Source organism: Acidobacteriota bacterium (assembly GCA_028875725.1).
Taxonomy (GTDB): Bacteria; Acidobacteriota; Thermoanaerobaculia; order Multivoradales; family Multivoraceae; genus Multivorans.
Genome location: JAPPCR010000006.1, coordinates 670,310 through 695,600 on the forward strand (window position 1 = coordinate 670,310; position 25,291 = coordinate 695,600).

24 protein-coding genes are annotated in these 25,291 nt (G+C 69.1%); 16 read left to right on the forward strand and 8 right to left on the reverse strand.

What is annotated here, in order from left to right:
- The first annotated feature begins 42 nt into the window (after positions 1-42).
- A complete protein-coding gene (locus OXI49_04790) occupies positions 43-1,071 on the forward strand; it encodes a GNAT family N-acetyltransferase (protein ID MDE2689808.1) in 1,029 nt (342 codons plus the stop codon).
- Here OXI49_04790 and OXI49_04795 read toward each other — a convergent pair.
- Positions 1,068-1,592: a dihydrofolate reductase family protein gene (locus OXI49_04795; protein ID MDE2689809.1), complete on the reverse strand. Its 525-nt coding sequence runs from the start codon at positions 1,590-1,592 to the stop codon at positions 1,068-1,070. The genes OXI49_04790 and OXI49_04795 overlap by 4 nt on opposite strands.
- Positions 1,593-1,708: 116 nt before the next feature.
- Between OXI49_04795 and OXI49_04800 the strand changes: the two genes are divergently transcribed.
- The 7 genes from OXI49_04800 to OXI49_04830 all read left to right on the forward strand — a co-directional run bounded on the left by OXI49_04800 (position 1,709) and on the right by OXI49_04830 (position 7,761).
- Positions 1,709-1,984 carry a hypothetical protein gene (locus OXI49_04800; GenBank protein MDE2689810.1) on the forward strand — a complete coding sequence of 92 codons (276 nt, stop codon included), beginning with the start codon at positions 1,709-1,711 and terminating at the stop codon, positions 1,982-1,984.
- Positions 1,985-2,056: 72 nt separating this feature from the next.
- Positions 2,057-2,245 (forward strand): hypothetical protein, encoded by a 189-nt coding sequence (locus tag OXI49_04805; GenBank protein ID MDE2689811.1) that lies wholly within the window; start codon positions 2,057-2,059, stop codon positions 2,243-2,245.
- 26 nt (positions 2,246-2,271) lie between these two features.
- Positions 2,272-3,375 (forward strand): exo-alpha-sialidase, encoded by a 1,104-nt coding sequence (locus OXI49_04810; protein MDE2689812.1) that lies wholly within the window; start codon positions 2,272-2,274, stop codon positions 3,373-3,375.
- Positions 3,339-4,850, forward strand: coding sequence for a sodium:solute symporter (locus OXI49_04815; GenBank protein ID MDE2689813.1), 1,512 nt, complete (start codon positions 3,339-3,341; stop codon positions 4,848-4,850). Before OXI49_04810 ends, OXI49_04815 begins: the two co-directional genes overlap by 37 nt.
- 26 nt (positions 4,851-4,876) lie before the next feature.
- Positions 4,877-5,425: a hypothetical protein gene (locus OXI49_04820; protein MDE2689814.1), complete on the forward strand. Its 549-nt coding sequence runs from the start codon at positions 4,877-4,879 to the stop codon at positions 5,423-5,425.
- A 36-nt stretch (positions 5,426-5,461) separates the two neighbouring features.
- The gene (locus tag OXI49_04825) at positions 5,462-7,033 is read left to right on the forward strand and encodes an acyl-CoA synthetase (GenBank protein MDE2689815.1); all 1,572 of its coding nucleotides are present in this window, start codon (positions 5,462-5,464) and stop codon (positions 7,031-7,033) included.
- Between the two features lie 14 nt (positions 7,034-7,047).
- Positions 7,048-7,761: a single-stranded DNA-binding protein gene (locus OXI49_04830; protein ID MDE2689816.1), complete on the forward strand. Its 714-nt coding sequence runs from the start codon at positions 7,048-7,050 to the stop codon at positions 7,759-7,761.
- On the opposite strand, the gene OXI49_04835 is transcribed toward OXI49_04830, so the two are convergent.
- The gene (locus OXI49_04835; GenBank protein ID MDE2689817.1) at positions 7,758-8,882 is read right to left on the reverse strand and encodes a serine hydrolase; all 1,125 of its coding nucleotides are present in this window, start codon (positions 8,880-8,882) and stop codon (positions 7,758-7,760) included. The two genes, OXI49_04830 and OXI49_04835, sit on opposite strands and share 4 nt — an antisense overlap.
- Positions 8,883-9,139: 257 nt before the next feature.
- Here OXI49_04835 and OXI49_04840 point away from each other — a divergent pair, with 257 nt between their 5' ends.
- From OXI49_04840 to OXI49_04850, 3 genes are read left to right on the forward strand one after another with little or no spacing between them, the layout of a single operon-like run.
- On the forward strand, positions 9,140-10,189 hold the full coding sequence (locus OXI49_04840) for an SMP-30/gluconolactonase/LRE family protein (protein ID MDE2689818.1): 1,050 nt from the start codon (positions 9,140-9,142) through the stop codon (positions 10,187-10,189).
- Positions 10,190-10,206: 17 nt separating this feature from the next.
- Positions 10,207-11,910, forward strand: coding sequence for a hypothetical protein (locus tag OXI49_04845; protein MDE2689819.1), 1,704 nt, complete (start codon positions 10,207-10,209; stop codon positions 11,908-11,910).
- 9 nt (positions 11,911-11,919) lie between these two features.
- On the forward strand, positions 11,920-13,599 hold the full coding sequence (locus OXI49_04850; GenBank protein ID MDE2689820.1) for an amidase: 1,680 nt from the start codon (positions 11,920-11,922) through the stop codon (positions 13,597-13,599).
- 15 nt (positions 13,600-13,614) lie between these two features.
- Here the strand turns inward: OXI49_04850 and OXI49_04855 are convergent, their stop codons facing one another.
- Together OXI49_04855 and OXI49_04860 are read right to left on the reverse strand one after the other, a co-directional pair.
- Positions 13,615-14,754: an epoxide hydrolase gene (locus tag OXI49_04855; GenBank protein ID MDE2689821.1), complete on the reverse strand. Its 1,140-nt coding sequence runs from the start codon at positions 14,752-14,754 to the stop codon at positions 13,615-13,617.
- A gap of 44 nt (positions 14,755-14,798) precedes the next feature.
- Positions 14,799-15,452 (reverse strand): outer membrane beta-barrel protein, encoded by a 654-nt coding sequence (locus tag OXI49_04860; protein MDE2689822.1) that lies wholly within the window; start codon positions 15,450-15,452, stop codon positions 14,799-14,801.
- A gap of 75 nt (positions 15,453-15,527) precedes the next feature.
- Here OXI49_04860 and OXI49_04865 point away from each other — a divergent pair, with 75 nt between their 5' ends.
- The 3 genes from OXI49_04865 to OXI49_04875 are packed head-to-tail and all read left to right on the forward strand — an operon-like array spanning position 15,528 to position 17,855.
- Complete coding sequence (locus OXI49_04865; protein ID MDE2689823.1) at positions 15,528-16,229, forward strand: SDR family NAD(P)-dependent oxidoreductase; 702 nt, start codon at positions 15,528-15,530, stop codon at positions 16,227-16,229.
- A 60-nt stretch (positions 16,230-16,289) separates the two neighbouring features.
- Positions 16,290-17,225, forward strand: a complete 936-nt coding sequence (locus OXI49_04870) for an MBL fold metallo-hydrolase (protein MDE2689824.1) — start codon at positions 16,290-16,292, stop codon at positions 17,223-17,225.
- Positions 17,226-17,855, forward strand: a complete 630-nt coding sequence (locus OXI49_04875) for a DUF4202 domain-containing protein (GenBank protein MDE2689825.1) — start codon at positions 17,226-17,228, stop codon at positions 17,853-17,855. It begins immediately after the preceding gene.
- Positions 17,856-17,881: 26 nt separating this feature from the next.
- Here OXI49_04875 and OXI49_04880 read toward each other — a convergent pair whose 3' ends face one another.
- The 3 genes from OXI49_04880 to OXI49_04890 form a co-directional block, all read right to left on the reverse strand.
- Positions 17,882-18,469: a hypothetical protein gene (locus OXI49_04880; protein MDE2689826.1), complete on the reverse strand. Its 588-nt coding sequence runs from the start codon at positions 18,467-18,469 to the stop codon at positions 17,882-17,884.
- A complete protein-coding gene (locus OXI49_04885; GenBank protein ID MDE2689827.1) occupies positions 18,469-20,766 on the reverse strand; it encodes a nitrite/sulfite reductase in 2,298 nt (765 codons plus the stop codon). Before OXI49_04885 ends, OXI49_04880 begins: the two co-directional genes overlap by 1 nt.
- 177 nt (positions 20,767-20,943) lie before the next feature.
- A complete protein-coding gene (locus tag OXI49_04890; protein ID MDE2689828.1) occupies positions 20,944-21,822 on the reverse strand; it encodes an SDR family oxidoreductase in 879 nt (292 codons plus the stop codon).
- 355 nt (positions 21,823-22,177) lie between these two features.
- Between OXI49_04890 and OXI49_04895 the strand changes: the two genes are divergently transcribed.
- A complete protein-coding gene (locus OXI49_04895; GenBank protein ID MDE2689829.1) occupies positions 22,178-22,921 on the forward strand; it encodes a tetratricopeptide repeat protein in 744 nt (247 codons plus the stop codon).
- Here the strand turns inward: OXI49_04895 and OXI49_04900 are convergent.
- On the reverse strand, positions 22,918-24,213 hold the full coding sequence (locus tag OXI49_04900) for a PQQ-binding-like beta-propeller repeat protein (GenBank protein ID MDE2689830.1): 1,296 nt from the start codon (positions 24,211-24,213) through the stop codon (positions 22,918-22,920). The genes OXI49_04895 and OXI49_04900 overlap by 4 nt on opposite strands.
- Before the next feature lie 85 nt (positions 24,214-24,298).
- Between OXI49_04900 and OXI49_04905 the strand changes: the two genes are divergently transcribed.
- On the forward strand, positions 24,299-25,291 hold the full coding sequence (locus OXI49_04905) for an oxidoreductase (GenBank protein ID MDE2689831.1): 993 nt from the start codon (positions 24,299-24,301) through the stop codon (positions 25,289-25,291).

Consider the following 25,291-nt stretch of genomic DNA (forward strand, 5'->3'; position numbering starts at 1 on the left):
AAAGTGCGTTCGGGCTCCCTGTCGCATGGCAGAGTCGCCGGCATGGCCGGCACCCGACTTCGCGTCCTCCGCGTCGACGAGATCGAGGCTTTGCTCGGCCTGCTCGACGGCTGGCCGTTCCCCGACGACCAGAGTGGCCGGAGCTTCTTCCGCCGCTACATTGAGCTCGATCCGTCGTTCGAGCCGCGGAACGTCTGGGTGGCGCAACGGGGCGGCGAACTGGTCTCGTGTGTGCAGATCTTCCCGCGCCGGGTGCGGATCGGCGGCGAAGTGTTGCCCATGGGCGGCATCGGCAGTGTATTCACCCGGCCCGATGCCCGGCGCCAGGGAGTGGCGGGGGCGTTGCTCGAACGGGCGATCGCCGCGATGGGTGAGAGAGGGATGCTGCTCTCGTACCTCCTCGCCGAGCGGCTGCGGTGGTACGGACAGTACGGCTACCGGCCCTGGTCGCGGGGCTGGCGTACGCTGCATTGGCCGGACGGCGCCCGAGCCGAAGCCGCGAACGCCCGCCAGTACGATGCCGAGCGCGATCGAGGCGATGTCGAGAGGCTCTGGCGCGTCTACGCCGAAGGCGCCGGCGGGGCGCCGCTCGACGGCATCGTCGACCGCGGTTCCCCGGAGGACTGGCGGGGCAGCTACCAGCTTGCCGGTACGCCGGAGGAGAACATCTGGATGGCGGACGGTGGACCTCCCGCAGCGGCCTACCTGCGCGTTGCCGACTTCAGCGGCCTGCCGCGGGTGCTGGAGTGGGGCAGGGAGGGTGACGGGGCTCCTGCCTTGTGCGAACTGCTGGCCGCGGCCATGAGCGGGCGGAACGTCGAATCGATCCGGCTGCCCCTGATCCGCGACGAAGCGCTTGAACGCTTGCTGGCGGTTGCCGGCGCACGGATCGACACCCGGCCGGCATGGGACGAAGTGCCGCCCGACGCGAGGCCTCCCGCGACCTGGATGGCTCGGAGCCTGGACGACGAGGCCCTCGCCGTCCGGCTCGGAATGGCCAACGAAGGTGACGTCCTCGCTCGCTGCCTGCCGCCAGAGCGGTTCGCGTTCTGGGAGGCGGACCGGTTCTAGGGCCGCTTCACGGAGTAGACCAGGCCGACCGTGCCGGTCTCCTTGTAGATGTCCTGTGCTTCGAGTTCGAGCTTGATCCGCGGCGCCGGTGCGGCGATCAGCGGAACACCGCCGCCAAGGACCACCGGAATCACGGCCACTTCGACCGTGTCGACCAGGCCCGCCTCGGCAAGGCTGCCGAACAGCGATCCGCCGCCGAACAGCCAGATGTTCTTCTTACCGGTTTCCCCGCGAAGCGCCTGGACCACTTCTTTCCAGTCGTCGCCGACGATCGTGATGTTCTTGTAGTCGGCCTGCCGGAGCGTGCGCGAGAACACGAAGGTCCTCACGCCCGGCATGGAGCCCTGGTCCTGACCGCCGGTGCTCTCGAAGGTCTTGCGGCCGACGAGATAAGTGTCGAACTCTCCGTACAGTTCGGCGAAGTCGTAGTCGGGATCCATGACGATCCAGTCCGCTTCGCCGTTCGGTCCGGCGATGTAGCCGTCCAGGCTCATGGCGACGCAGTAGCGGACTCTTCTCATGGCTGTTCAACCTCCCGGGCGCCGATGTTGACGGTGATACGGGTCGAGCATTACCGACGAGAACAGTGGCAAGGCTACTCCGTCGCCTTGACCTGCATCGGGCTACACTCCCTGCCGTGCAGGTGCTCGATCCGTCCTGGGAGGGTACGCCCCCGCCGCTCACGCCGGCGCCGCGGCTCGCCGCTTTCCGAGGCATCGATGTGGCCCTGCTCTCGAACGGCAAGGCCGGTGTGGCTCCGCTGTTCGACCACCTGGAGTCCCTGCTGCGGGAACGCTGGGGCGTGGCTTCGGTCGAGCGGGCGACGAAGGGGAACTACAGCGCTCCGGCGGAACCGGATCTGGTCCGCCGTTTGGCCCGGCGGCGACTGGTCATTACCGGCGTCGGCGACTGAGGGAGTTGCTCGTCGTGCAGTCTGCACGACGCCGTCACGTTCGAGCGCGAAGGTGTGCCCGCGGTCGGCGTGATGACGTCCGCGTTCGTCGACGGCGCGGAACTGATGGCCAACGCCTGCGGCGCGCCGGACTATCCGTTCGCCGTGATCGAGCATCCGATCAGCAGCGCGACCGACGCGGAGCTCCTGGAACGGGCCGGAGAGATCGTGCGGCAGGCGGAGGAACTGGTTCTTGCCGACGCGCCACGGGACTCGTCGTGACGAGTTCGTGGCTACGGGCCGGCACCATGACCGCGGTGTTCGTGCTGTTGGCGGCACCGGCGGCGGGACAAGACGGCGTGGTGCTGGCCGAGTTCATCTTCAACGACGCGCCGCATCCCGAGTGCCATGCCTCGACGATCGCCGAGACGGCTTCCGGCGCTCTGGTCGCTGCCTGGTTCAGCGGGACCGCCGAGCGGAACGCGGACGTCGGCATCTGGTTCAGCCGGCAGGGCGTCGACGGCTGGACGGCCCCGGTCGAAGTGGCAAACGGCGTTCAGCCGGACGGCGGCCGCTACCCGACCTGGAACCCGGTTCTCTACCAGCCGCCTCGGGACGGCGCGGCCCTGCTCCTCTTCTTCAAGGTGGGGCCGAGCCCGCCGGAGTGGTGGGGGATGGTCATGGAGTCCGGCGACGACGGCCGCACCTGGAGCGAGCCCCGGCGGCTTCCGGACGGCATCCTGGGGCCGATCAAGAACAAGCCGATCACGCTGCCCGACGGCAGTCTGCTCGCCGGCTCGAGCATCGAGGACGCGCCCGAGCCCCCGGCCTGGCGAGCGCACTTCGAGCGTTCGTCCGATCTCGGGCGAACCTGGACGCGCAGCGAGCGGCTGGCCGGCAAGACGACGGACGGCGAGGACTTCTGGATCATCCAGCCGACCATCTTCACGCTCGGCGGCGGCGAACTCCTGGCGATGTTCCGGTCCAAGCAGAGCCGCATCGCCGCTTCCCGTTCCGTTGACGAAGGCCGCACCTGGGGGCCGATCCACGCCACCGGCCTGCTCAACCCCGACGCCGGCGTCGACGGCCTGACTCTCGCCGACGGCCGCCACCTCCTCGTGTACAACCACAAGGTGCGCATCGACGGCGCCTGGGCCGGCTCCCGGTCGCGCCTGAACGTCGCGCTCTCGGACGACGGCGACACCTGGGACGCCGCGCTGATGCTGGAGGACCAGGACGGCGAGTACTCCTACCCGGCGGTGATCCAGGCCGGTGACGGGCTGGTCCACGTGACGTACACGCACCGGCGGACCCGCATCCGGCACGTGGTCCTCGATCCCGCGGCGCTGCCGCGGTACCCGATGCCAGGCGTCGAGTGGCCGCACGAGGCGCCGGTTCTGCCTCCGGAGTGACCGCCGGCGTCGATCTCGTCGTCTTCGCCGCCTACCTGGTCGGCGTCGTCGCGCTGGGCCTCTCGCTCGCCAAACGGAGCGGAACGGCGCGAGGGTTCATGGTCGCGGGCGGAGCGTTGCCCGGCTGGGTCGTCGGCATGTCGATGTTCGGCACGTTCCTGTCGAGCAACACGTTCATCGGGGTGCCCGGGCAGGCGTACGGCGGCAACTGGAACGCCTTTGTCTTCTCGCTTTCCCTGCCGGTGGCGGCGTTCCTCGCGGCGCGCTGGTGGATCCCGTTCTATCGCCGCGGCGACGCGGTGTCGGCCTACCACCACCTGGAGGCGCGTTTCGGCCGCTGGGCGCGGACCTACGCCGTTGCCTGCTACCTGCTGACGCAGTTCGCGCGGGTCGGCTCGATCCTGTTTGGCGTGGCCCTGGCGATGAACGCCCTGACCGGCTGGCCGGTGGCCTGGATCATCCTCTGCACCGGCATCGTCGTCACGGTCTACACCCTCGTCGGCGGAATCGAGGCGGTCATCTGGACCGACGTGATCCAGAGTGTCGTGCTGACGGTCGGCGCCCTGGTGGTCGTCGGGCTCCTGGTCGGGGACGCGCAGGGTGGGTTCGGTGGACTGCTCGAGACGGCTCAGGCGGCGGAGAAGTTCTCTCTCGGCAGCTTCTCCTTCGAGTTCACGACCTCGACGTTCTGGGTCGTCCTGGTCTACGGCCTGTTCATCAACTTCACCAACTTCGGCATCGACCAGAGCTACGTCCAGCGCTACCACGCCGCGAACAGCGACCGGGCCGCGTCTCGCTCCGTGTGGCTGGCGGCCGGCCTTTACCTGCCGGTTTCGGCCGTCTTCTTCTTCATCGGCACCGGGCTGTTCGTCGTTCTTCAGGGACAGCCCGAGGCGGCCGGGCTCGCCGCCGATCAGGCCTTCCCGCACTACATCTCGACCCGGCTGCCGTCCGGCGCGGCGGGGCTGCTCATCGCGGCCCTGTTCGCGGCCGCGATGAGCAGCATCGACACGTCGTTCAACAGTTCGGCCACGGTGTTCCTGTCCGACATCTACCGGACCTGGATCCGGCCCGAGCGGGGGCCGGACGGCGGCGAGACGGAGGATCTGCGCGTGCTGCGGCGAGCTACGGTCGTCATCGGCGTTATCGGCACGGGCGCGGCGCTACTGATGATCGGCGCGGGGAGTCTTCTGGATGTGTGGTGGACGGTTTCCGGCATCTTCGCCGGCGGCCTGCTCGGACTGTTCGCGCTCGACCGGCTGGCACCCCAAGCGGGCCGCGGCGCCGCCCAGGCCGGAGTGGCCGTGGGCGTGCTGGTCATCGTGTGGATGACGGTGTCGCCGCAACTCGAGGGCGGCCTCGCGATGCTGCGCATTCCGCTGCACAGCTACATGATCACCGTCATCGGCACGCTCACCATCTTCGGCGTCGGTTTGCTGCTGGCGGGGCGGCGGCGGGCCGCGGCGCTGCGATAGTGTGACCTCGTTCGCCCGGTCACCCGATGCTCGCTTCAGATTCTCCGCCGACCCCGCGCTCCGACCGTCCGCGCCGTCTGGCCATCCTCCTGACCGCCTCGCTGCTACTCCTGCCGCTCGGCGGCTGCGACAAGCGGGGCGATCTCCTGGGCGTCGAACTCGTCGTCTTCACTCTTGGCGAATGGGCCGGCACCGGGCCGCAGGATGAGGAGTTCCGATTCATCCTGGAACGCGACGATGACGACGTGCGGCTCGCCGCTTTCCTCGTTCATCTGCCGGGACTCGCGGACGCGGCCGTGGGCGAGCCCGAGGCTTGCGCCACGCTGATCAATGCCTTCACGAGGTTCGGGAACTCCAACGCGAACATACGAATCCGCGACGCCGGCTTCCGGTTCCGCACGCCGAACGATGTCCGGGTAGACCAGGACGGCCTGATCGAGGCGGTGATCACCGGCACCTTCGATTCCTCGGAGAGCGCGGTGGTGGACGCCGAGATAGAGATCGACGCCACCCGCTTCCTGGCTTGCCGCATCGAGACGATGGTCAGTTGGCAGGTCGAACCGGTCGGTTCCTGAGCCGCGGACGGGAAGAGCGCGAGGCGGAGGCGGAGGATGTATCCCGGCAGGTACGCGCGCGAGACCCCGGACAAGCCGGCGGTCATCATGGCCGGGACCGGCGAGACGGTCACCTACCTGGAGCTCGACCGGCGGTCGAACAGGCTGGCGCAACTCTGGTACGTCCAGGGCCTGCGGCCGGAAGACCACGTGGCGATCTTCATGGAGAACCACTCCCGGTACTTCGAGGTCTACTGGGCGGCGATCCGGTCGGGCCTTTACCTGACGACGGTGAACCGCTACCTGACGGCCGAGGAGGCGGCGTACATCGTCAAGGACTGCGGCGCGAAGAACATCGTTGCGTCGGCGAAGCTGGCCGAAGCGTGCGCAGGACTGACGGACCTGATCCCGACCTGCCCCGGCCGGCTCATCGTCGACGACGACGGCCTGGGCATCCCTCCCGGCTGGGACGACTACGGCGAGGCGACGGCCGCGTTCCCGGGCGAGCCGCTTGCCGACCAGCCGCGCGGTAGCACGATGCTCTACAGCTCCGGCACGACGGGCAGGCCGAAGGGCATTCTGCGGCCGCTGACGGGGCTGTCGGTGGAGGAGATGCCGGACCAGCGCTTCGAGGTGCTGACGAGCATCTACGGCATCGACGCCGATTCGATCTACCTGTCGCCGGCGCCGCTTTATCACGCGGCGCCGATCGGCTTCACCGCCGGTACGCAGACGCTCGGCGGCACGGTGGTCGTGATGGAGCGCTTCGATCCGGAACTCTCGCTCAAGGCGATCGAGGACTACGGAATCACCGTCAGCCAGTGGGTGCCGACGATGTTCAACCGCATGCTCAAGCTCCCCGAGGAGGCGCGCAACCGCTACGACCTCTCGAGCCATGCGCGGGCGATCCACGCCGCAGCTCCCTGCCCGGTCGACGTCAAGCGCCGGATGATCGAGTGGTGGGGTCCGATCATCCTGGAGTACTACGCCGGCTCCGAGGGCAACGGCATGTGCGCGGTCGAAACGGACGAGTGGCTGAGGAAACCGGGCACGGTCGGCAAGTGCCTGACGGCGACGGTCCACATCTGCGACGACGACGGCGAGGAGCTGCCGGCGGGGGAGCCGGGCACGATCTTCTTCGAGCCGCCCGAGGACGCGGACCTCTTCGAGTACCACGGTGACCGGGAGAAGACGCTCGGCTCGCGGCACCCGCGCCACGCCCGCTGGAGCACCCTCGGCGATGTCGGCTACCTGGATGAGGACGGCTACGTCTTCCTCACCGACCGGAAGGCGTTCATGATCATCTCGGGCGGCGTCAACATCTATCCCCAGGAGATCGAGGACGCTCTCATCCTCCATCCGAAGGTGGCCGACGTGGCGGTGATCGGCGTTCCGAACGAGGACCTGGGCGAAGAGGTCAAGGCGGTCGTGCAGTTGATGCCCGGTTTCGAGGAGAGTCCGCATCTAGCGGAGGAGCTTCTGGCCTATGCGCGGGAGCGCGTCGCGCACTACAAGGCGCCGAAGTCGATCGACTTCGAGGAGCAACTCCCGCGGCTTCCCACCGGGAAGCTCTACAAGCGCCTGCTGCGCGACCGCTACTGGACCGGCCGCACGTCGCGGATCGTCTAGCTGCGGGACGGCGACTGGCTTTGCTGACCAGCATCGCGGACGAACTGGCGCGGGAGGTCGACCGGCTCGAGTTCGGGCCGCCGGTCGTCCACGTCTACAACCCGCTCGTCTACGCCCGTGCGGCCCACCACGCCTACCTGAATCTGGCCGGCGACCAGCCTGGCAGGGTGGTCCTCCTGGGCATGAACCCGGGTCCCTGGGGCATGACCCAGACCGGTGTGCCGTTCGGCGAGGTGGCCTACGCGCGGGACTGGCTTGGCATCGACGCTCCCGTGGAGCCGCCGGCTATTCAACATCCGAAGCGGCCGATCCTCGGCTTCGACTGCCGCCGGAGCGAGGTCAGCGGCCGGCGGGTCTGGGGCTGGGCGAAGCGGCGCTTCGGCAGCCCCGGGGCCTTCTTCGAGCGCTTCCTGGTCTGGAACTACTGCCCGCTGGCGTTCCTCCTGGAGAGTGGCGCGAACCTGACCCCGGACCGCTTGGCCGCGCCCGAGAAGACGCCTCTCTTCGAGGCCTGTGACCGCGCCTTGCTGCGGGCGGCCCAGGTGCTGGAGCCGCAGCTCGTGGTCGGTGTCGGCGCCTTCGCCGAGGGGAGGGCACAGCGGGCGCTGGCCGCCGCCGACGTGCCGATCGGCAGGATGCTGCACCCGAGTCCGGCCAGCCCCGCCGCCAACCGCGGCTGGGAGGCGCAGGCGGAACGGGATCTGCGCGCCCTGAGCGTTGACCTTTAGCGCGGCGCAACCGTCCTGTCGTCGATGGCCTCCCCGACCGCGTCGTGGATCGCCGGTCGGAGCCTGCGGATGGCGATGTTCTCGCGGGTCGGGTGGACCCGGTTGGTCAGCAGGACGACGATCAGCTCGAGTTCCGGGTCGATCCAGAGCGAGGTCCCCGTGAAGCCGGTGTGCCCGAAGGAGCGCGCGGAGAAGTACCTGCCGGCGGAACTCGGTTGGGAGGGTGTGTCCCAGCCCAGTGCGCGGCTGCTGGCGGGGACCAGGTCGGCCCGTTGGGTGAAGAGGGCGACCGTTTCGGCGCGGGCGATGCGCCGTTCGCCGTAGACGCCGCCGTTCAGCATCGCCTGCGCAAACGTCGCGACGTCGCGTACGGTGCCGAACAGTCCGGCATGGGGCGCCACGCCCCCCAAAGCATGCGTGTTCTCGTCGTGGACTTCACCGTGGGGGAGCCGCCCGCGCCAGTCGTCGGGCTCGGTTGGAGCGATCCGCTCGCGGAGAGCGGGATCGGGGAGGTAGCCGGTGTCCCGGAGCCCCAAAGGGCCGAGGACCTCCTCCCGGACCAGGGTGTCGAGAGGCCGGCCGGACCCGCGTTCGAGGATCTCGCCCAGGAGCAGGACGCCGAGGTCGGAGTAGATGGCCCGCTCGCGCGGTCCGGCCTCGAGCTCGGTGGCGGCGATGTGCTCGAGGTACCGGCGGCGGGCCTCGTCCCGGCCGAAACCTTCCCCCAGCTCCCGGAACAGCTCGGTGCAGCAGGGCAGGCCGCTCGAGTGGGCGAGCAGGTCCCTCAGGGTCGCGTCTCCGACCGGCCGCCCTTTGAGTTCCGGAAGGTAGGACGCGGCGGCGGTGTCGAGGTCGAGCGCGCCGGACTCGACCCGACGCATCATCAGGGTCGTCGTCGCGATGACCTTGGTCAGGGAAGCCAGGTCGTAGATGGTCGACGGAGTGACGGCGGGAGCGTCGTCCTCCCAGGTCAGCCGGCCGGCAGCCCGTTCGAGCGCGATGGCGCCGCGGCGCGCGACCAGCAGGACGCCGCCCGGAGTGACACCCTCGGCCACGGCCTTCTCCAGCAGGGCGGCGGCCTGCTGGAGTCGCTCCGGGTCGAAGCCGGCCGATTCGGGCACCGCGTCATGGAGCGTGGCGGCGGTCGCAGCCGGCCCTGCCGATCCAGGTGAAGACACGTTTGACGCGGGTCTTGTCGATTGGCAGGCGAAGGAGGCGGCGAAGAGCGGTACAGCCGCCAGGAGCCAAACCGCCGGCGCCTTGGTGAGTCCTCGCTCGGCATCCATGGCGGGCGAAGAAGGCAACGCCGCGAGAATACCTGTTGCTATCCTCACGCCTTCGCGGAAGAAGTGAGCAGACTTCAGTAGGAGACTCGACGATGAGGAGTTCCCGGGCCGGATGGGCGATCCTGGGCGCGGTGCTGGTCGCAGGTTGCGGCTATGGCGGCGACAGCGAGGAAGCCGAGACGATGATGGAGGAGGCAACGGAGGAGATGGAGAGCGACGGCACGGTGTTGCGGAACGACCCGGCAATGGACGACCTGGTGCCCGTGGATGCCGTGGTCGAGAAGGTGGCGGACGGCTTCACGTTCACAGAGGGTCCGGTGTGGGTGCCGGGTGAGCCCGACCGGCTCTACTTCAGCGACATCCCGGCCAACACGGTCTATCGCTGGTCGGAGAGTGAGGGGACGGTGGTCTTCCTGCAGCCCGTGTTGCCCGAGGACGCCGTCACCGGCGGCACCGGCGGATCTAACGGGCTGGCCCTGCACCCGGACGGCCGCCTCGTTCTCTGCGAGCATGGCAACCGAGTGGTGTCGGCGATGGAGCTCGGCGGCGAGCGGACGACGCTGGCCGGGAGCTACGACGGCAAGCGGCTGAACAGCCCGAACGACATCGTGTTCCACTCGAGCGGCGCCGCCTTCTTCACCGATCCGCCCTACGGTCTGCCGAACCAGTCGGAGAACAAGGAGCAGGACCACAACGGCATCTACCGCCTGGACCCGGACGGCACGGTGACCCTGCTCGAGACCGGCCAGACCCGCCCCAACGGTCTCGGCCTGTCGCCGGACGAGAGGACGCTCTACGTGGCGAACTCCGACGCGCCGCCGAACCGCTACTGGAAGAAGTACGCGGTGAACGACGACCTCACCCTGGACGAGGGCGAGATGTTCTTCGACGCCAGCGACATGGAGGCGCCCGGCGCGCCGGACGGACTGGCCGTCGACGTGGACGGCAACGTGTTCGCGACCGGCCCGGGCGGCGTGATGGTGTTCGCGCCGGACGGCCGCCACCTGGGGACGGTCGCGCCGGCCGAGCTGCCCGCGAACACCGCTTTCGGCGGCGACGGCAGCACGCTGTACATGACGGCGCGCACGGGGCTCTACCGCGTCACCACGAGTACCCGGGGTCTCGTATACCGGGGCGAGTGATTCACTCGTAGGCCTGCATGGGCCTCGGCGGCAGCTTCGGCCTTGCCGACTGGCTGATTCTTCTGGCGCTGTTCGCCGCCATCACGGTGATGGCGCGCTCGCTGTCGCGGCGCCAGAAGACCGAGCGCGACTACTTCGGCGGGGCCCGGAACCTGCCCTGGTACGCGGTTGCGGCCTCCCTGGTCGCGACCGAGATCAGCGCGGTCACCTACATCAGCCTCCCCTCCATCGTCCACCGGCCGGGGGGCGACCTGACGTACCTGCAGATCGGGTTGTTCGGCTATCTCGCCGCGCGGCTGCTGGTGGCGTGGCTTCTCGTTCCCGCCTACTACCGCTACGACGTGATGAGTCCGTACGACCTGATCGAGCGGCGGCTGGGCGCCGCGGGCGCCTCGGTGCGACGGACGGCGACCGGCATGTTCTGGCTCGGCGGCGTCCTGGCGCAGTCCGCCCGGGTCTACCTGTCCGCCGTCGTCCTGGGCGTCCTGCTCCACCGGGAACTGGGATGGCTGGAACGGACGACGGGCGTGCCGCCTCACGTGGCGGCCGTGGCGGCGGTCGTCGTCGTCGCCGTGGTCTGGACCTGGCTCGGCGGCATCGCCGCCGTGGTCTGGACCGACGTCGTCCTCTTCGTGCTGTTCGTGGCTGGCGTCGCGGTCAGCCTGGGCGTCGTGGCGTGGGAACTCGAGGCGGGCTTGGCGCCGGCGCTTGGCGCGGCATGGAGCGCGGGGAAGTTCACGCTATTCGACCTGTCGGCGTCCCTCACCGCGCCGTACACGCTCTGGGCGGCGCTGATCGGCGCCACGATCGGCGGCGTTGCCGCCTTCGGCACGGACCAGTTGATGGCGCAACGCCTCTTCTGCTGCCGCAGCGCGCGGGACGCTCAACTGGCGGTAACCGCCAGCGGTGTCTCGGTGCTCGTCTCCCTCTCCTTCGCCTTCGTCGGGATCGGCTTGTGGGCCTACTACGAGCAGGCGCCGCTTACGGGCGTCGCAGCCGAGATCGTGGCCGAGCAGCCGGACCGGGTCTTCGCCGTCTTCGCGGTCGAGGCCGTGGCCGTTGGCCTGAAGGCGCTCGTCGTCGCCGGCGCGCTGGCGGCGGCGGTTTCCAGCCTGGACTCGATCCTCGCGGCGCTCGCGCAGACGACGTCCGCTCTCCTGCGTTCCCGCGCACGCCCGGGCAACGGCGTGCGCCTGCCGCGGCTGCTCGTGCTCGGCTGGGGTTTCGTGCTCGGACTGACCTCGCTCGCGATGGACACGGTGGCGGCACGCTACGACGCGCTGCTCGACCTGGCGCTGGCGATGGCCGGATACACCGGAGGCGCGCTGCTTGCGGCGGTGGCGCTGGCGCTCGCTCCACTTGGCCGGGACGGGCGGGGCTTCCTCTGGTCCGGCCCGCTCTCGGCGCTCGCCGTGTTCGCCGCGGTCTGGCATCAGCCGGCGGCGGGTTGGGTCTGCCTGCTCGGCGTCATCGTGCTGCTCTGGACCTGGTGGCGCCGGGATGGGCGGGGGCGTCGCGGGGCGAGCCTTCTGCTCTTGGTCGGCGCGACGCTGGTGATGGCTCTGTGGCGCTGGGCGGAGGGGCCCGGCGGCGAGGTTCTTGCCTGGCCGTGGTACGTGCCGCTTGGCGCGGCGCTGGCCTGGCTGTGGGGGCTGGGGCTGAGTGGGCCGGCGGGGACGCCGCCGCACCCAGTGGGGGGGACGCATGCAGGGTCTTGCTAGCGTGACGCCATGAGCGATAAGGAGGGCGCTACCCGGAGGCAGGTGATGGCGGCGGCGGGCGCTCTCGGCGCTGCGGCCGTGGCGGGCTCGGCCTGCGCTCCTCCGGGCCGCGACCGGGACGCGGAGCCGGGAGCCGCGCCGACGCAGGAGGTGGGCAGCTTCGAACTCGAAGAGGCCACCATCGCCGAACTCAGTCGTCAGATGGCGGACGGCGAGCGGACGAGCCGGGAGATCACGGAGCTTTACCTCGGCCGCATCGAGGCCCTCGACGTTCAGGGGCCGACGCTGCGCTCCGTCATCGAGACGAATCCGGACGTCCTCGAGATCGCGGAAGAACTCGATCGCGAGCGCGCCGCCGGAAACGTGCGCGGCCCGCTGCACGGCGTTCCGATCCTGCTCAAGGACAACGTCGCCACCGCCGACCGGAACACGACGACTGCCGGCTCCCTGGCGCTCGAGGGCTCGATCCCCGGGCAGGACGCCTTCGTTGCGGCGCGGCTCCGGCGCGCCGGAGCGGTGCTGCTCGGCAAGGCCAACCTGAGCGAGTGGGCCAACTTCCGCTCCAGCCGGTCCAGTTCAGGCTGGAGCGCGCGAGGCGGGCAGTGCCGCAACCCGTACGTCCTTTCCCGCAACCCCTGCGGCTCCAGCTCCGGTTCGGGCGCCGCCGCGTCGGCGAACCTCTGCGCCGCGGCGGTGGGCACGGAGACCGACGGCTCCATCATCTGTCCGTCGTCCGCGAACGGCCTGGTCGGAATCAAGCCGACCGTCGGCCTGGTCAGCCGGAGCGGCATCATCCCGATCTCCGCGATCCAGGACACCGCTGGGCCGATGGCCCGCACGGTCGCCGACGCCGCGGCATTGCTCGGCGGCATGACGGGAGAGGACCCACAGGATCAGGCGACCGCCGGATCGCCGGTTCCCACCGACCTGACACGACACCTAAGCGAGCTTCGCTCGGCAGACCTCGGTGAGCCGCGTGCTGCCGACCTGGGCAGCCTGCGGATCGGCATCGGCCGCCAGTTCTTCGATCGCGACGGCCGGGTCGACGCGGTGATGGAGGAGGCGGTCGAGACGCTCCGGAGCCTGGGCGCCGAGATCGTCGACCCGGTCGAGATCGCCCATCGCCAGGAGGTGGGACGGCACGAGTACGAAGCGATGCTCTACGAGTTCAAGGCCGGTCTGAACGAGTACCTTGCGGGACTGGGGAACGACGCTCCGGTGAAGACGCTGGCCGACGTGATCGCCTTCAACGAGGCCAACGCGCAGCGCGAGATGCCGTACTTCGGCCAGGAGATCCTGATCGAGGCGGAAGCCAGGGGGCCGCTGACCGAAGCCGCCTACCGCACGGCTCGCGACACGGCGAATCGGCTTTCACGCGAAGAGGGTCTGGACGCGACGCTCGCCGGGCATCGACTCGACGCCATTCTGGGGCCGAGCGGCGGCCCGGCCTGGGTGACCGACCTGGTCCATGGCGACACGTTCTCGGTGGGCAGCTCCGGCGCGGCGGCTGTCGCCGGCTACCCGAACGTCACCGTCCCGGCCGGCCATGTCCACGGTCTGCCGGTGGGCGTCTCGTTCTTCGGCGCGGCCTGGAGCGAGCCGACGCTGATTCGCATCGCCTGGGCGTTCGAGCAGGCCGCCCCGCATCGCCGGCCGCCGCGGTTCCGCGTCGGCGTCGACGACGCCTGATCGCTCTCCCGCAGCCTACGCCCGCATCGCACGGAAGCACTTCCGCAGCTCGTCGACGAAGACGTCCGGCAGCTCGAAGGCGGCGAAGTGGCCTCCCTTTTCGAGCCGATTCCAGTAGACGAGCTGGCGGTACCGCCGCTCCGCCCAGCGCCGGGACGAGCGGAAGATCTCCTTGGGGAAGATGCTGCAGCCGACCGGGATCTCGACCGGATCGCCGCCGCCCTTGCCGAAGCTCTCCCAGTAGAGCCGTCCGGAGGAGGCGCCGCACGCCGGCAACCAGTACATCATCACGTTGTCGAGTAACTGATCGCGCGTCAGCACGTTCTCCGGGTGGCCGTCACAGTCCATCCAGGACCAGAACTTCTCGATGATCCAGGCTGCCTGCCCGGCCGGAGAATCGACCAGGCCGTAGCCCAGGGTTTGCGGCCGGGTCGACTGCTGCTTGGAGTAGCCGGAGTCCCAGTCCTGGTAGTACTGGAGCCCGGCGAGCGCGTCCTTCTCGATGTCCGTCAGGTCGTCCATCGTGCTCCGGTCCACGCCCGACGTCGGCATGTTCAGGTGGATGCCGTGGCAGTGCTCGTGATCCTGGATCGCGATTGCCGTGCTCACCGCCGCACCCCAGTCGCCGCCCTGGGCGAAGTACCACTCGTAGCCGAGCCGCGACATGAGTTCCGCCCAGGCGTCGGCGATCTTCTCTACGCTCCAGCCTGCCTGGGTCGGTTTGTCCGAGAATCCGAACCCCGGCAGGGCGGGAACGACCAGGTGGAAGGCGTCCTCCTCGGAGCCGCCGTGAGCGGTCGGATCGAGCAGCGGCTCGAGCACTTCGAGGAACTCGACGATCGAGCCCGGCCAGCCGTGGGTCATGACCAGTGGCGCGGCGCCCCGGTGCTTCGAGCGCAGGTGGAGGAAGTGGACGCCCAGCCCGTCGATCTCGGTCCTGAACTGGTCGAGGTCGTTCAGGCGCTTCTCCAGGCGGCGCCAGTCGTAGGAGGAGGCCCAGTACTCGCAGACCTCCTTCGTGTAGGCGAGCGGGATGCCCTGGGTCCAGTCGTCGACCGTCTCGCCCTCGGGCCAGCGGGTGGCGGCGAGCCGGCGGCGAAGGTCGGTCAGTTCCTCTTCGTCGATCTCGATGCGGTAGGGCGTGATGTCGGTCATGCGGCGGACGCTAGCACTAGCGCCGCGACGCTCCTAGCGCCGTTCTAGAAGCCGATGCGGGCGCCGACCGAGACGGTCTCGATGTCGCCGCCGATGGACTCGAATCGCCCGACGAGACTGAGACGGCCAAGGAGCTGGAACTCGGCGCCGACGCCGTACACGAGGTCTTCCTCGTCCAGATCCTCGAGCGCGACGTCGAAATCGTCCAGCGCGTCCTCCAGGTCGGCGCCCCACGACACGATGCCGACCTTCGCGAAGATGGAGATGCGGCCGGTGATCGCGTACCGGGGGACGATGGCGACCGACAGGACATTGATCTGGCCACGGATCGGAATGTCGGGGCAGGCCACGCCCTCGGCGCAAGGTCGGATCGCGCCGTCGACTTCCGACAGGTCGTGAAAGCCGGCCTCCACGGCGAAGTAGTCGCTGAACCTGAAGCCGATTTCGTAGACCCGGGAGTTGCCGTCGCCGTCGAGGACCTGGTCGAACGCGTCGTCTGCTTTCACCTCGACGTCCGACCGGCCGAGGTGAAAGCCGACGTAGAACTCGCGTTCGGCGGTTGCCGGCGACGCGGTCAGTAGCAGGACGAGCGCGAGAGCGCCGGGCGCCGCCGCAGGCAGGAAACGTGGCATCGAAGAGCGGCTCTCCATCATCGTGGCCTCCCGGGAAGACGGCACCGGAGTCAACTCGAAGATCATACAGGAATGGCTATAGGCCTGTTGATCGGGATCGGGCGCTCTTCCGCTGGAGGGATGAAGTAGCGTCGGCGGCCGATGAGCGATCCGGTGTGCCTGATCTCCGGCGTCGGTCCCGGCACCGGGGCGGCGCTCGCCCGGCGGTTCGCCTCCGGTGGCTATCGGGTGGCGATGATGGCCCGCAACGAAGACCGGCTGTGCACTCTGGCGTCCGAGATCGAGGGTTCGCGCGCTTACGTCTGCGACGTCTCGAACTCCGAAGCCGTGAGCGCGACCGTAGCCCGGGTGCGCGGCGAGCTCGGGGCGCCGACGGTCCTCGTACACAACGCCGTGGGCGGCGCCTTCGGCGACTTCCTGGAAGTCGAGCCCGAGCAGTTGCGCGCGAACTTCGAAGTCAACGTGATGGGGCTCCTGTACCTGGCCCGCGCGCTGGCGCCGGCGATGATCGAGGCGGGCCGCGGAGCGATCATGGTCACCGGGAACACGTCCGCTCGCCGCGGCATGCCGCGCTTCGCCGGCTTCGCGCCGACCAAGGCGGGACAGCGCATCCTTGCGGAGTCGATGGCGCGGAGCCTGGGGCCCCAGGGCGTTCACGTCGCGTACTTCGTGATCGACGCGGTGATCGATCTGGAGTGGACGCGGCGTCGGATGCCCGATCGGCCGGACGACTTCTTCATCAGGCCGGAAGCGATCGCGGAGAACGTCTGGTACGTGGCCCACCAGGATCCGTCGGCGTGGAGTTTCGAGGTCGAGCTCAGGCCCTACGGAGAGCGCTGGTAGCGGGCGGTCCGGTCGGATCGCCGTGGTAACTTGGATCGGCACACCCCCGGCGGAGTACAGATGACACGTCCCCTCCTTGCTCTTCTGAGCGCACTCCTGGTCGTCCTCGGCGCCGCGGCCTGCGGCGGCGAGAGCACGGCGCCGGCGCCGGACGAGGTTCCGGAAGCTGATGCCGCGGTCTCCGCGGAGGGCGAGGACGACGGTTGGGGACTCCGGAACGACCCCGTGGCGCAGCGGGTCGAGCCGTTCCAGATCTTTGACAACCTCTACTACGTAGGCATCGACTGGGTGTCGTCCTATCTCCTGGTGACGACGGACGGCCTGATCCTGATCGGCTCGTTGTACGGCGACTTCATCGACAACCCGATCGACGGCATCCGCGCCGTCGGATTCGAGCCTTCCGATCTGAAGTACGTCCTGGTGACTCACGGCCACTTCGACCATGTTGGCGGGGCGGCGAGGTTTCAGGAGGCCTACGGCGCACGGGTCGGCATGACCGAGGCCGACTGGGAGCTGGCTGAACAGCCGCCCGGCGACCCGCGCTACGAGATCGACGTTCCGGTGCGCGACATGGTGATCGCGGATGGCGACACGTTGCAGTTGGGCGACACGGAGATCCGCTTCTACGTCACCCCCGGCCATACCGAAGGCGTCCTCTCGATGGAGTTCCCGGTGCGGGACGGAGGAGAGGAGCACCGCGCGTTCGTCTTCGGCGGCGTAGGTCTCAACTTCGAGGGAGTCCATCGGACGAACCTCTACCTGGACAGCGTGGCCCGGATCCGGAGACTCGCCGAGGAGGGCAATCCGATCGAGGTCAACATCACGAACCACGCCGAGATGGGGCGGATCTTCGAGCGCGCGGAGCAGTTGGCGTCACGGGAGGCCTCGGATCCCCACCCCTTCGTTGATCCGCAGGGCTTTCTCGACTGGCTGGCGGAGTTGCAGCGCAACGCCGAGCACAAGCTGGTCGTCGAACGCGAGTTGGCCGGCGAGTAGGTGAAGAGCTTCGAGTTGATGCCGCGTTTCCAGAACGCGGTGGCGGGGTTCGATCTGTTCCACCGGGAGGACCCGGCGACGGCGACGGTGGACGGCGAAGAGGTGCCCAGGGAGCTGGCCTACTCGCGCCGGATGGCGGCCTGGGTCGAGCGGCTCGATCCGGAGGCCGGCGAGCTTCTGCTGCTCGCGGCCCACTGCCAGCACCTGCGCCGCTTCAGCCTGCCGCGGACGGACTATCCCGAAGGACGCAAGGGCTACCTCGCCTGGCGGCGCGCGGCCGCGCTGGAACACGCCCGTCTGGCGGGCGCCGTGCTACGCGATGCCGGCTACCGGCGGGAGAAGATCGAGCGGGTCCAGAACCTGGTGCTCAAGCGGGCGGGGCGGAGCGCGCCGGAGGCAGCGCAGACCCTGGAGGACGCGGCCTGCCTGGTGTTCCTGGAGCACGATCTGGAGGCGCTGGCCGGCCGTTTGGGACCGGACAAGACGGCGGAAGTGCTCGCCAGGACCTGGCCCAAGATGTCGGTCGCCGGCCGCGACGCCGCGGCGGCCCTGGAACTGAAGCCGGAACTGCGGGCGCTCGTCGAGCGCGCACTGCATGCGCCGGCGTCCCCGCCGGCATCCGGAGCGTAGCGCCGGCCTCTTGACCTCTGCCGTTCCTAGGCAGTCCTGAGGGTCAGCCGCTCTCGGGGCTCCCCGATCCGCTTCACCTCGACCGGTGCATCGCCATCGCGGATGCCGGCTTCGGCCAGCGCCCGCCGGAAGGCGCCGGAGAGCGTCACGGCCGTCTCCTCGTCGGAAGGAACCAGCCGGTCGTTGACCCGCAACTCGAGCCTGTGGCGGTCGAAGGCGACCCGGCCGTCGAGCTGAGGCTCGGCCTCGATCAGGTCGCAGGCGCGGAAGGCGCAGTCGAGCAACGACCGAAGCCGGTGGTCGAGGCTGCCGATACTCTCGAGCTCCGCTCCGGATTCGTGGCGTCGGCTGTAGAGCAGGCCCGGCTCGCCCCGGCTCAGATCGTACGCGTAGATCGCGTCGTGGCCCACGAGCAGCACGCCCGGTCCCTCGTGGACGTGGCTGTAGTCGGCGACGTCGATCAGGAGTTCGGGCAGAACCCGCTCCGTGATCCAGCGGTGAAAGACCGGGATGAACTCCTCCGGCTCCGCCGGCGACGTGCCCCTGGCGAGAACCTTCAGGTCCAGCTTGACCAGATGGTCCAGGGTGTGGCCCTGCGCGCCTTCCATGTCCATCAAGCGACCTTTGCGGCCTGGATCTCGGAGATCCGCTGGTTGCAGGCGTGGGCCGCCTCGATGAACAACTGGGCCTCCTCGATCCGGCGATGCGCCTCCTCGCCGGAGTCCGTCTCGGCGTCGCCATGGATGCGGAACAGGTAGTTCGCGAACTTGGCCCCGGCGTACGGGTCGAAGAACAGTTCGGTGTCGCAGAAGCGGGTACGGAACTCGCCGACGATCTCGTCCGGCTCGTTGCCGATGTCGATGTTCTCCGTCGTGATCAGCGCGCGCGCCGCCTGCAGCATCGCGGCGTGGGCCCTTTCCGCTGCTCCTTCGGCTTCGCCGCGGTCGAGTTCAAGCAGACCCTGGAAGACCTCGCGCTCGGCGGCCGAGAGACCGAACTCGACCGCGGTGACGACCTCGCCGGCGCACTCGCCGACGCCCAGGTCGCCTAGCGTGTACTCCCGTGGGTCGCCCCAGTCCGAGTAGAGGGTGCGGTCCTCGAGGTATGTCGGCAGCTTCGTCAGGTCGTCGAGCAGTTGCCGGATCCGCGCCTTGCCGACCCGGGCGATGAACTGCTGGAAGCTCTCCCCCTTCTCCCGCTCGGCGACGAACAGGCCGGCGATCCGTTCCACGACTTCCGGGATCCGCTTGGACGGCACGGCGACGACCGCCAGCCCGTAGGAACCGGCGTTCTCGGTCCACTGGCCTCCGAGGATGACCTGGAAATGGGGCATGGTGCGGCCGTCGCTCTTGCGGCTCACGCCGTAGAAGCCGATGTCCGCGACGTGGTGCTGGCCGCAGGAGTTGAAGCAGCCGGAGACCTTGATCCGCAGGTCCTTGACGGCTTCGTCGGCGAGCACGCCCGCCGTCCTGATCGAGTCAGCGATCCGCTTGCGGAGTTCGCCGGCGAGTCCTCGCGACGAGGAGATGCCGAGCTTGCACGTGTCGGTGCCGGGGCAGGAGGTGACGTCCACCAGGGACGAGGCGCCGGGGGCGCCCAGACCGGCCGCGCGCAGGTCCGCGTAGAGGGCGGGAAGGTCGGGCTCGCCGACGTTGCGGAGGACGATGTTCTGTTCGACCGTGTTGCGGACCAGGCCGCCGTTGAACCGGCGGGCGGTATCGGCGAGCGCCCGCAACTGGGCCGAGGTCAGGTCGCCGAGCGGCAGGTTCACCGCGGCGGTGACGTAGCCCGGCTGCCGCTGGCGCTGGACGTTCGTGCCGAGCCACTCGGCGAAACCCTCCGGGCGCGGGCCGGGTTCGAGCGCCGCACCCGGCCGGGTGGGGTGCTCGTCGGCCACGTCGAGATGGTCGAGGTAGGCGGTCCAGCGTTCGTCGACGGGGAGGATGGCGAGTTCGTCGTCGACCAGGCGCGTGAACTCCTCGATCCCTAGCTTGGCGACCAGGAACTTGATCCGCGCTCGGGCGCGGTTCCGCTTCTCGCCCAGCCGTCCGAAGACGCGGCAGACCGCCTGCGCCAGGGGCAGGAGTTCGTCTTCGCGGACGAACTCGCGCAGCACCTTGGCCTGGTGCGGCACCGGTCCGAGACCGCCGCCGACGAAGACCTTGAATCCCCGCTCGGTGCTCTTCGTGCCGTTGCCGGTCGTGCGAACCTGGGCCAGGACCCCGAGGTCGTGCATGTTGGCGAGACCGCAGGCGTGCTGCTCGCAGCCTGAGAAGGCGATCTTGAACTTGCGGCCGAAATCCTGCGCGTCCTTGTGGCCGAGCAGGAAATGGGTCATCGCGTGGGCGTAGGGCGAGACGTCGAACGGCTCGTCGCGGCAGACGCCGGCCATCGGGCAGGCGGTGACGTTGCGCACCGAGTTGCCGCACGCCTCCTGGGTCGTAATGCCGGCGGCCGCCAGACGCCGCATGATGTCCGGCGTGTCGTCGATGTGGATGAAGTGGAGCTGGATGTCCTGGCGCGTGGTGACGTGGGCGATGCCATCCGAGTACTCCTCGGCGAGGTCGGCGAGAACCTCCATCTGCTCCCCGTTCATCGCGCCGAACGGGATCTTGATCCGCAGCATGCCGGGGGCGTCCCAGACCGTGTTCGGGCCCTTCGTCAGGTCGCCGCAGGGGTACTCGAGGGCTCGGCTTGCTGTCCCGTCGTGGCGCTGGCCGTTGTCGTAGCGCTGGCCGTAGACGCCGCGGCGCAGGCGCGTCTCGGCGAAGACCTTGTCGTCGATCCTGCCCTGGCGCTTCTGCGCGATCTGGGTCTCGAAGATCTCGATCTCTTCCCTGAGGTGAGGCGGGATGCGGCCTTCGAGTTCGGCCTCCCAGGTTGCGGTGGAGTCCACGGTTAGCTGGTTCATGGAATCGGTTCTCGCTTGCTCTTTCAGGAGTCGGCCGTCAGCTCCAGGGCGCCCTGTGGGCGAGGCCGGCGTTATTCGTGACCATAATGGTCACATTGGTCATCATTCTACGTGCATCCGCGCGGTTCGTTGCAACCGCGCTGGACGGGTGGAGGCGACGCCGGTGCGCCCGGCGGGCTACATCAGGTCGGAGAAGTGGACCGGCTTCGGGAAGTCGGCCGAAGCGGCGCGGATCCTCTCGCCGATCGCGGCCACGTCCCACGGTCCCTGGTCGTTCGGTCGGCTGGCGATCTCGAGCGACTGCCAGGCCAGCAGCGACACCTTGTTGCCGCCGACGGCGAAGATGCGGCCGGTGATGTCGGCGGCGTCGTCGCTGCAGAGCCAGACGACGGCCGGCGACACTTTCTCGGGCGCCAGCGGTTCGGCCGTCGTCTCCGGCATGATGTCTTCCGTCAGACGCGACCAGGCGGCGGGAGCGAGGAGGTTCACCGTCACGCCGTACTTCGCGCCTTCCAGCGCGAGGCAGCGCATGAAGCCGGCCATCCCGGCCTTCGCGGCGCCGTAGTTCGTCTGGCCGAAGTTGCCGAGCAGGCCGGAGGTCGAACTCGTCATGATGATCCGGCCGCCGGACTCCTGCTCGATCATCCGGTCGTAGGCGGCCTTGGTCACGAGGTAGGTGCCGCGCAGGTGCACGTCGAGGACGATGTCCCACAGCTCGTCCGTCATGTTCTTGAACGACTTGTCGCGCAGGATGCCGGCGTTGTTGATCGCGATGTCGAGCTTTCCGAACGCGTCCACGGCGCGCTGAACCATCGCCCGGGCGGCGTCGCCGTCGGACACCGAGCCGTAGTCGGCGACCGCCTGTCCGCCGGCGTCGCGGATCTCCTGGGCTACCTGGTCGGCCATGGCGGTGCCCGCGCCGGTGCCGTCGCGCGCTCCGCCCAGGTCGTTGACCACGACCGCGGCGCCTTCCTGCGCCAGCAGTAACGCGTGAGTGCGGCCGAGGCCGCCCCCAGCGCCCGTAACGAGTGCAACCTTGCCGTCGAGCAGACCCATGATGCGTATCCCTTCCTTCGTCTCTTCGTGTTTCGCTGTGCCGAAGCGCGCGAAGTGTACCCGGATTCGGCGTTGGCTACTGCCGCCTCCAGTGTCGTCGCGGAGGAGGGTCCCTGCGGCCGCTTGCGCTCTCTTGGTGGATGGGAAGTCAGCGCTCGCTTCGGTCGGCTGCGCTGCGTTGTGTTGTCGGTCAAGGTGACGATCTCGGGAGACGCTTGCCTCCAGCCCGGAGGGACCCTCCTCCGCGACGACACTGGAGGCTGGACGTCGCCGGGTTTCCGGGCGGTCTTCCCTACTGGGCCCCGGATCGCGGGTTCGTCTGTTGGGCAGGACCTGGTCAGTAGAGTGCCGCAGAGTGAGGGGTGCGAACCACAGGGGTTTTCTTCTTGCAACCAGCGGTCTGCTGACGTTTACGTTGGTGGGCGATGTCTCGACCCAGGAGCGCGACGAACTCAGCGCGGCGATGCTGCTCCGTCAGGCGAGCCTCCACGAGTCTCGTGGCGACTATGAGGCGGCGATCTCCGGCTATGACCGGGCGATCGAAGTCGAGCCGCGGAACTGGCAGCTGTACATGCTGCGGGGATCGGCGCGGTTCAAGGCCGGGCAGATCGAAGCCTCTATCGAGGACTTCGACCAGGTCGTGCTTCTGGAGCCCTCACAGGACCCGTACCTGTGGCAGCGCGGCATCTCGTACTACTACGCCGGGAGGTTCGCTGACTGCCGGGGCCAGTTCGAGCGTCACCGGCTGGTCAATCCGAACGACGTGGAGAACGCGGTGTGGCACCTGCTCTGCGTCGCCGCCGAGGAAGGGCTGGAGGTGGCGCGGGAGATGATGCTGCCGGTCGGTCCGGATGCTCGCCGGCCGATGAAGGAGATCGACGCGCTGTTTCGAGGGGACGGCTCGGTCGAGGAGGTCGAAGCCGCGGTGGCGGCGGAAAGCCCCGGCGCGCGCTTCTACGCCGATCTGTACCTGGGCCTGTACTACGAGCTCATCGGCGAGATGGAGAGGGCAGCAGCGGCCATCGAGCGTGCGGCTTCGCTACCGAACCGCGGCTACATGGTCGAGGTGGCGCGGATTCACCGCGATCTGACTCCCTAACCGGTTTCCTCACCTATCGCCCACAGGTGGCCGTCGGTGCGGATGTACCAGACGCCGCCGACGAGGGCGGGCGAGGCGATGGTTCGTTCGCCGATCCGGTTGACGTGGAGGAGCTCGAAGTCCGGCCCCTCCTTGATGACGAAGGTCTCGCCGTTGTCGTTGGTGAAGAAGATTCTGCCGTCGAAGGCGACCGGCGCGGCGGAGAAGCCTTCGCGCATCCGTTCGCCGAGGCGTTCCTGCCAGAGGACCTCGCCGGTCTTCGCTTCGTAGACGGTGATCACGCTCGCCATGTCGTTGACCATGTAGAGGTAATCGCCGACCAGCATCGGCGCGACGACGAAGGGCGAACCCTTCGCCGCGGTCCAGACGATGCGGCTGTCCGTCACGTCGCCGTCGCCGCCGGGGCGAATCGCCAGGGTCGGTCCCGCGCGGCCCGAGGTGCTGAACAGCAGGTCGTGGCCGACGACGGGGCTCGGGATGACCTCGAAGGTCGTGCCGCTGGCCCGCCACAGCTCCCGGCCGTCCTCGGGAGCGTAGGCGATCACGTGGTGCTGGCTGTTGACCACGATCTCGTCGCGTTCCTCGCCGTCGTCGGTGGTCACCGAGACGGCGGCCGGCGAGCTCCAGCCGACCTGGGTGTCCCGTTCCGTGCGCCACAGTTCCTCGCCGGTATGGCGGTCGAACGCGGCGATGAAGGACGTGGAACGCTGCTGTTCCTGGACGATGATGAGGCGGTCTCCAAGCAGCAGCGGTGACGAGGCCGTGCCGTGAAAGGCGTTCAACTCGCCGAACGACTTGTGCCAGACGATTTCGCCTTCCATGTCGAGCGCCATCAGGCCGTGGTTGCCGAGGTAGGCGTAGACGCGCTCCCCGTCAGTGGTAGGGGTCGAAGAGGCGTGGCCGTTCTTCGGGTAGGCGCGCTCCGGGTTCGCGGCGGGCGCGGCGGTGGTCCAGAGACGTTCTCCGGTCGCCCGGTCGAAGGCGAGCACGGAGCGCCTGGCGCCGGCCGCCTCGGCGGTAGTCAGGAACAGCGCATCGCCCCAGACGATCGGCGAGGAGTTGCCGTTGCCTGGGACAGCGACCTTCCAGCGCACGTTCTCCTCCGGGCCCCAACGGTCGACGTAGCCGCTGCCCGCAACTTCGCCCTGGCCGCTGGGACCGCGCCACTGCGGCCAGGTGGTGGCTGGGTCGGCGTCCGCCGGCGTCATCCGCGCCAGTTCATTGGCGGCGGCGGGGTCAGCGGCAAGTGCCGTGAGGAGGGAGGCGGCGGCGAACAGGTGCATCGGCGTCATGCGAAGCATGCTTGAAGAAGTCGTGTGGCTCATACCGGAATGATAGAACCTGCCGCGAGTCGGAACCCACTGGAGCAGCATGGAAATGAGCAACACCTTTCGAGCGGTCGTCGTCGACAGGGTCGACGATCAGCACACCGCCGGCCTGCGGGACCTGACGCTGGGCGATCTGCCCGAGCGCGACGTGCTGGTCGATGTCGAGTACTCCACCCTGAACTACAAGGACGGCCTGGCGATCACCGGCGCCGCGCCGATCTGCCGTTCGGTGCCGATGGTCTGCGGCGTCGATCTGGCCGGGACGGTGGCGGAATCCGGCTCCGATTCGTTCTCTCCGGGCGACCGCGTGCTGGTCAACGGTTACGGGCTGAGCGAGAGCCACTGGGGCGGCTACTCCCAGAAGGCGAGGTTGAAGTCCGACTGGCTTGTGCCGGTGCCGGAGGCCTTCACCAACCAGCAGGCGATGGCGATCGGCACCGCCGGCTACACGGCGATGCTGTGCGTGATGGCGCTGCAGGACCATGGTGTGACGCCGGAGAGCGGCGACGTCGTCGTGACCGGCGCGGCCGGTGGCGTGGGTTCGGTCGCGGTGGCACTGCTGGCGCGGGCCGGCTACCGGGTGATCGCCTCCACCGGGCGCGAGGCGGAGCATGGCTACCTGAGCAGTCTGGGCGCCGCCGACTTCATCGCCCGCGAAACGCTGTCGGCGAAGCCGCGGCCGATCGGCCGGGAGAGTTGGGCCGGTGCGGTCGACGTCGTCGGCTCGACGACGCTGGCGAACCTGATCGCCCAGACGCGCTACGGCGGCTGCGTGGCCGCCTGCGGGCTGGCCGGCGGCATGGACCTGCCGTCGAGCGTGTACCCCTTCATTCTGCGCGGCGTGGTTCTGGCGGGCGTCGACTCCGTCATGGCGCCCATGGATCTGCGCCAGGAGGCCTGGCGCCGGCTGGCAGCCGAGCTTCCCGCCGACCTGCTGTCCGAGATGACGACGGTCGAGCCGATGAGCCGGATCGAGGAGCTGGCAGCGTCGATCCTGGCGGGCCAGACGCGCGGCAGGGTGGTCATCAACGTCAACGCCTGA